The sequence below is a fragment of the Bathymodiolus platifrons methanotrophic gill symbiont genome, assembly GCF_002189065.1.
GTDB lineage: Bacteria > Pseudomonadota > Gammaproteobacteria > Methylococcales > Methylomonadaceae > Methyloprofundus.
Map to the genome: position 1 here is coordinate 1 of NZ_BDMN01000031.1, position 7,140 is coordinate 7,140.

9 protein-coding genes are annotated in these 7,140 nt (G+C 40.2%); all 9 read right to left on the reverse strand.

Annotated features, from left to right (window positions below; all coding sequences use genetic code 11):
• Positions 1–358: 358 nt before the first annotated feature.
• A complete protein-coding gene (locus tag CDZ78_RS02285) occupies positions 359–1,279 on the reverse strand; it encodes an MlaD family protein (RefSeq protein WP_087868509.1) in 921 nt (306 codons plus the stop codon).
• A gap of 98 nt (positions 1,280–1,377) precedes the next feature.
• Positions 1,378–1,554 carry a hypothetical protein gene (locus CDZ78_RS21620; RefSeq protein WP_167374143.1) on the reverse strand — a complete coding sequence of 59 codons (177 nt, stop codon included), beginning with the start codon at positions 1,552–1,554 and terminating at the stop codon, positions 1,378–1,380.
• A complete protein-coding gene (locus CDZ78_RS02290) occupies positions 1,548–2,147 on the reverse strand; it encodes an ATP-binding cassette domain-containing protein (protein WP_087868510.1) in 600 nt (199 codons plus the stop codon). Before CDZ78_RS02290 ends, CDZ78_RS21620 begins: the two co-directional genes overlap by 7 nt.
• Complete coding sequence (locus CDZ78_RS02295; protein ID WP_147889243.1) at positions 2,144–2,893, reverse strand: ABC transporter permease; 750 nt, start codon at positions 2,891–2,893, stop codon at positions 2,144–2,146. The genes CDZ78_RS02290 and CDZ78_RS02295 overlap by 4 nt, the downstream gene beginning before the upstream one ends.
• A gap of 24 nt (positions 2,894–2,917) precedes the next feature.
• The gene (locus CDZ78_RS02300) at positions 2,918–3,088 is read right to left on the reverse strand and encodes a rubredoxin (protein WP_087868512.1); all 171 of its coding nucleotides are present in this window, start codon (positions 3,086–3,088) and stop codon (positions 2,918–2,920) included.
• 222 nt (positions 3,089–3,310) lie between these two features.
• Positions 3,311–4,141 (reverse strand): sirohydrochlorin chelatase, encoded by an 831-nt coding sequence (locus tag CDZ78_RS02305; protein WP_174664547.1) that lies wholly within the window; start codon positions 4,139–4,141, stop codon positions 3,311–3,313.
• Positions 4,142–4,143: 2 nt separating this feature from the next.
• Complete coding sequence (gene cobM / locus CDZ78_RS02310; RefSeq protein WP_087868514.1) at positions 4,144–4,929, reverse strand: precorrin-4 C(11)-methyltransferase; 786 nt, start codon at positions 4,927–4,929, stop codon at positions 4,144–4,146.
• A gap of 130 nt (positions 4,930–5,059) precedes the next feature.
• Positions 5,060–5,827, reverse strand: a complete 768-nt coding sequence (locus CDZ78_RS02315; RefSeq protein WP_087868515.1) for a putative outer membrane beta-barrel protein — start codon at positions 5,825–5,827, stop codon at positions 5,060–5,062.
• A 497-nt stretch (positions 5,828–6,324) separates the two neighbouring features.
• A complete protein-coding gene (locus CDZ78_RS02320; RefSeq protein ID WP_087868516.1) occupies positions 6,325–6,888 on the reverse strand; it encodes a glycosyltransferase family 4 protein in 564 nt (187 codons plus the stop codon).
• Between the last annotated feature and the right edge of the window lie 252 nt (positions 6,889–7,140).

Consider the following 7,140-nt stretch of genomic DNA (forward strand, 5'->3'; position numbering starts at 1 on the left):
ATTTTTCACTTTCAATGGCGGCATACCGTCGCTTATTTTTTTCACAAAGTGAGTCATAAAATTTCTTCATCGACTTTTCGATATTTTTTTTATAAGGAAATGACATAAGACAACCACTGAGTAATAAATTAAGATAACCTTAATTTAGGGGAGATATTTCATTATTCAAGCTTGGCTGCTTCAGGAAGTTATTTCGTGCACATTCCTAAAAGAGTTTCGAGCAGTATTCCAGTTCGCTTTTGAAAATGCTGACAAGCCATACGCCGTATAATTTTCTGCATCCAGTATGACTGACGGTTTGATAACCGGATTATTGCCACAAGCAGAAAGCAGTAAAGAAAACAGTAACAAAGATATTTTAATCATGAGGAGGGTGGACTGGTATCAGTTGGCTGGCTTTGTTTTTTTCAATATCTTTAGATAATGGCCATGTACTCTGGGCACTATCTATTAAGTGGTCAGCCTTGTTTAAGGTTCTTCTGGCATCAATCACTATTCCCGGAATATTCTCTAGCTCCCCATTAATTAAAGTTAAGGCGGTACTGGTCTGGTTAATAATTTCACTAAGTTCCGCTATCATTGCAGGAAGGCGGTGAGATGCACCACGTATATCCTGAGATATGTAGTTAGCATTATCTAGCAGCGGTCCAAGCTGGATAAGTCTCTGTTGCGCAAGCTTAACAATACCTTCCGCTTCCTGTAAAACTGCTGAGCCTGAGCTGACAAAAGTTTTTAATTCTGCTTCTACCGTTGTATCAAATACAGCGGCTCCCAGAACTCCATGACCGGTTGCTATTTGTGCAATAATTTTATGTGCGTTTTCAATGGTGAGTTCTAATTTTGGTAATAGAGTTTCAAACTTTGTTAACAAATCATGTTTATCTGCTGCCTGAATTATATGCGCAATACCTAGTAACAAGTCATTTAATGAGGGGGTTTCTTCAACGGGAATACTGGAATTATCTGGTAAAACAGGGACATCCATCGAACCAGGTTCTATTTGAATTAAAGCGTGGTTTATATTAGCTAGCCGGTTCACTATCACTTTTGCGTCTGATCTAATTAAAGCGCGCTGGCCTTCATATATTTCAATATTTACACGAATTTTACGGCCTTGTGTGAGGCTCATACCCGACACTAGTCCTATTTCGGTCCCGAGTGCTTTGACAATACTTCCCTGACTAATGCCTTCGCTACTATCGACATTGATATAAAAGGGCACTCGTTTTTCAAAAAAATGCTGATTTCTGCCGCTGATAATAATAAGTACCGTAATCATAACGAAAGCAGAAATAACAAACAGACCTACCACTCATTCACGGTAGTTGTATGTAATCTTGTGGATATAATGCCCCGTTTTCTTTTCAGGATCAGTTTTCATATAGGTACCCGTACACCCTGCAAAACATTTAATAACACTTTAACATCCTGTTCTTCAGTTTGCACAAATGCTTCCCAGCTGTTGAAGTTAATTATTTTATGTTCGGCAATAAAAATAATCTGGTTCGCATGTTGTTCAAGAAAGCTAGGGTATTGAAGCCCACCAATCAACATACGGAGCGCTGCTGTTTATACTTGCCCAGTAACAGACCCATTTCCTCACGTTGTTTTGCACCCAGGTCATGAAATGGCACATCCAGAAATAATAACGTGGGCTCCAGAATCAAAGCACGGGCTAAAGCAAGCTGTGAACGCTGAAAACTGTTTAACATTGCGGGAAACGTTGTCGGCTCAAAATCACAGTTCAACTCAGCTATCAATTTTCTGGCTTTATCAGCTGCTTCGCGGAATGATAGCTTACGATGATAAAGCATAGGTAGCATTACATTCATCAACCCGTGTTGTACTGAGAGCAACGGGGATACTCCGGAAAGGTAGCCTATCTGGGAGCGAAGTTTCTGTCTGGCTGCTTTATCAAGTTCATTAGTCGTCTGACCAAAAATCTCCACTTTCCCTTGGGCAGGGTTATTAATGCCAGCCAGCATTTGTAAATAAACCCTTAACTGGGAGCGATGCGGCCCAACCAGACAAGTCAGGGTTGAAGTTTGTATTCGGCAGTCCAGAGCAGGAAATGTTAGTGTGCTTTCTCCGGGGGCTGGAACAGCGGCATAGGCATGGACAGTATCTGTAACAGTTGATGTACTCATAGGGTGACAAGTAAAAAGTAGCCATCCGCCAGAAATAAAAACACTAGACTTCTGACTACAGCTTTTTGCATTTGCTGTGGTACCTGAGTTGGTGAGTTTTCTACTAACAGACCATGAAAACAGGCCATCGCACCAATGACCAAACCAAAAACAAGATTTTTAATTATAAAGATAATGATTGCATTAACGGTCATCATATTCAGCAAGTGCGTTAATGATTCTTGAGCAGAGAAATCATAGATAAATCCACTAAAGAACACCCCACATAAGACCATGATAATGGAAAAATAAAGAGCCAGGGTTATTTGGCTGATGACCATGCAAATTATTCTGGGAACGACAAAATAATCATCCACATCAATTCCCAGGTATTCTAGTGGCTGAATTTCACCGCGTACTTTTGTATTGCCCAGGTCAACAGCAATGGCGGTGCACGAACGCCCAATCAGAATAACCCCAGTAATCACTGGTCCCAGCTCACTAATGACTAACCGGGCAAGAATTTCTGATAAATCACTGGCGCCGGTGATGGCCTGCATAATATAGATCAATTGAGAAGTGACCCCCACCCCAACCAGCACAGCAAGAAAGGAAATCATTGCAATTGCATCAACACCGGTAAAAATAAGCTGTCCCAGTAAGCTTGAATAGACCGCTCGGTTAAAAACATGCCGGTGTGGCTGCCATACGCTAAGTGATTGGGTAAGAAAATAAGTAAAGTCAATAATGTACAGGAACGATGCTATACAGCGATTTCCTGTTAAAGGTTGCTATTTTATTAGGGTAAATGCTTTTTTTGTGGCGCCACACTCTGGGCAGACCCAGTCTTCAGGGATATCTTCCCAGCGTGTTCCTGCTTCAATACCGCTATCAGGGTCGCCTTTAGCTTCATCATAAATATGCGTGCAAACAATGCATCTGTATTTTTTGAATTCAGACATAATATTCTCCAATAAAAGTAAAAACCCATACCCAAAGGGTACGGTTCAGTTTTACTAAAATACAACAGTTTCGACTGTAACAGGTATTATGCAATTCGTAAATTAAAGATTTATTGCCTTTGCTATAATTCCTTATCCCGAACTCAGGTTAAAATACAACAGTTTCGACTGTAACAGGTATTATGCAATTCGTAAATTACAAAATAGGTAAATTCTGAGCTCTTAGTGTTGATGACCATGCCCGTGTTCTTGAGCAATTTGTCGATAATAACAGCCATCACATTCCATCATTTGTGTTGGCCTGTCTTCGATTAATGCTAAAACCCGTTCATCCAGAGTGCTATAGATTTCCGCTTCAAAACCAAAATAGTTTCCTAAGCCAAAACTGATCTGTGGGTATTGTGTTTGCAGGCGCTCAAACTGTCTGGCAATACGCTCGATAAGCGTGCCGGTAAATAAGTAATAAGGCAAGATGCAAATTTGCGTCATGCCTAGTTTAATCTGTCTTTGCACCGCGGACTCTAAGCGTGGAAAGGTAATCCCGGTAAAGGCAATATCAACCAGTTCATGATGAGTTTCTTCCCAGAGCCAGCGTGCCATTTTAGCGACTTCACCATTAGCAATCTTATCGGATGAGCCTCGACCTAAAAGGATAACGCCACTTGTTTTAGGATCCGGGGCATCCAGTCCTGCCATTACTTTTTGCAAACTGCGTTTAATAATACCGAGTACTGCTTCATTAGCACCGATATGGGTCGCATAAATAAATTCTACTTCGGGGTGGCGTTTTCTAGCCTGTGCCAAATGCTCGGGAATTTCCATTTTGACATGCCCGGCAGCATTTAAAATTAAAGGCACAACGATCACTTTTTTCGACTTTTTAGCAGCGAGATCAAATCCCGCATCGAGCAATAATTCAGCAAATTCGATAAAACACACATCGATATGCCATTCAGGGTGCTGGGCTCGCCATTGGTTGGCAAACTCATTAATTTCTACATTACCTTGTACTGCCCTTGAGCCATGCCCCACTAATAAAATGCTAAATTCCATGTTTATTCCTGTGTTTTAATTGCTTTACGAAAACGGTGACTAAACTGTGCATCGTATAATCTAGATTTTTTAATCTCCGGCCAATATCTGGCGCCTAAAGCAGGGCTAGCAATAATCATTGCCTGAGAATTAATACCTGCCTGTTTACACAGCTCTTTTATAGTGGCTAATGTGCCATGAATAATTTGCTGATCATCTGGCCAACTGGCTTTATGTACCACGACAATGGGAGAATCATCATGCCAACCTGCAGTCAATAAGTCTTCACGGACTTTTTTTAACAAGGTAATGGATAAGTATAGGCAAAGGGTACAGTGATGTTGACCTAATTCAGCCAGAGACTCGCCTTCAGGCATGGGCGTTCTGCCTTCTACGCGGCTGAATATAACGGTTTGTGTAAGCTCGGGTAAAGTTAATGTTTCCACAGCAGCTGCTGCTGAAGCCATCGCCGAAGTAACCCCGGGGACAACGCCTATTTCAATGCCCGCTTTATCCAGAGGCTGTACCATTTCAATTAATGCACCATACAAGCCTGGGTCTCCCGTTTGTAAGCGAATCACGGTAGCATCATCAGTAGATTGCTGGATTAACCAGCCGGTAATTTCCTCTAAAGTCATGCCTTTAGAATCTTGTATTATACAACCTGGTTTTGCCCACTGTGTGGCAGCGATTGATACTAAAGAGCCTGCATATAAAATAGCATCAGCCCGGGCAATGAGTTTTTGGGCTTTAAGTGTTATAAGTTCAGGGTCACCAGGTCCTGCACCCACAAACCATACTTTGGCCATAGATAATTAAAGTGTCCTTGTTTATGAGCTAGCCTTATGAGGCATATTAATTTTGCAGACGCAGAGCGCGCGCAAACGAGAAGGCGATTAAACCTTCCCTTTTATCAGGATATTACTTTAAGAGCTTTGCTTAGAAACCAAAACCTACGTAAGCACCTGTTGTAAAACCATTCATATCAACACCGTCTAAATCACCAAATACCAGGTTATAACGGATGTCAGCACCAACATAAATGTTGTTCCATACATTATAGTCAGCACCTGCCGCAAAATGCATGCCCGGCTCTAATACTGTTACCCCATCAGATGGAGGGCTGATTACATGGATAGCTAAACCGACAGGAATAATCCAAGGTCTGAACTTGCTACCTTTCATAAATTTAACTTTTGGAGATGCTGTTAATGTAAATTGACTAACTTTCACTGAGCCTGCTGTATTTGCAGGACTAGGATGATCGCCTGTAAGTACTGTGCTTACTACAGTTGGCAGTGGAGTACCAGTATCATAAGATTGTTTATCAAATTCTTTATATTCAAACATGATTTCGCCTAGCACTTCGATACTATCTTCAAAGCCAAAAAGATCATCACTTAACACTAGGTCTAAACTTGCACCGACATACCAGCCATCTTTTTCGCCGTTACTACCTGCGAGGCCTGATGTATCTGTTAAAATATCTCCAAAGCGATCATTATTATTTCTTGCATAACCACCACGGAAGCTGACCATATTGCCGCCATCTCTCGTCGCTTTTTCCGCTTCGGCTTTTTCTAATTTAGCAATTCTAGCTTTTAGATTTGCCATATCATCTGCACTAGCTTGTGGCGCTACTGCTAAACCTGCTACCGCTAGAAGTGCAGTCGCAGCACTTAGAGCTAATTTTGATTTCTTAAACATAGTCCCCCCCAAGGGTAATTATAATTTTTGTATAAATATTACAACAATTCGTATCTTTTTTGTAACACGGTAAAAATAATAGCAGTAAACTTTAATCCTTACAAGTAAAAACAGCATTTTTTTTAAATTTAATTTTCTTTATATATCAGTATCTTATGATGATGCGCTAATAATCAACATAAAAAAATAAAAAATTCCGGTTTTACCTGTTGTAAATAAACAGCTATTTATTGTAAGTTTTTTCTAAACTATTAGGGTCAGACTCTAATGCTGCTTACTTAATCATTAATATATTAATAAACAATGGCTTGCATATGTAGGCTGGGTTAGCTTATCAAGCAAAGCGCGATAACGTAACCCAGCATTTCACCATAAATTAACGTGTTGCTGGGTTACGTTTTTTCGCTACGCTAAAAAAGCTAACCCAGCCTACATTTTTAACTTATTATGCAATAACCCCATAAGTAAGCAGTATTAGAGCCTGACTCTGATTTGTATTAATGTCTCAAGCTAACTTGATTATAAAGTGCCTGGAATTGCTGGCTGACTTTTGACCAGGCATAATTTTGCGCAGATTGCTTGCCTTGTTCAGCCATTGATTCTCGAAGTTTACTATCGTCTAAAAGCTGGATAATTGCGTTTTTAAGCTCTAATGGTGCCTGTGGTGAAACCAGTAGACCTGTATGTCCATGTTTAATCACCTCGCTAATTCCACCGGTTGTTGTACTGATAACTGCGGTGCCACGTGCCATAGCTTCAACTAAAGTGACTCCCTGGCCTTCCGTATCTCCTGAGGAATCAGTGATAGATGGCGCAATAAAAATATCTGCAGCAGCATAATAGTCAGGCAATTGCGCATTGGGTAATTTGCCCCAGAAGGTCACTTTCTCTTCCAGATCAGATGATTGAACAAATTCCTCTAATGCCTTTTTTTCTGAACCATCACCGATAACCCAAAGCTGCGTTCTTTGTTTTTGTTTTTCTGAAAATAAAGAATAGGCAGTTAATAAATCTGAAGTTTCCCAATTATTGAGTAGCTGAAATACACAATGCTGGTGTATCGAGGTTTATTTTAGGTGGTTTTGCCATGTTTATCATCAGTGTTTCCATTGAAAGCAACAATAGCTAAGAAACTTAGAGAGTATGCCTTATTTTAGAGGCGGTATGCGATTATCTTGTCCTACTCCCAGATTTTTAATCAATCCTAAAAATTCTTCGCAGGATAAGCACATGGAAAAACAACAAAAAACCTAAAATAAAGCTTGCAATTACGAAAAACATTTTTTTATAATTTTCCGTTTTATAAACCTTAT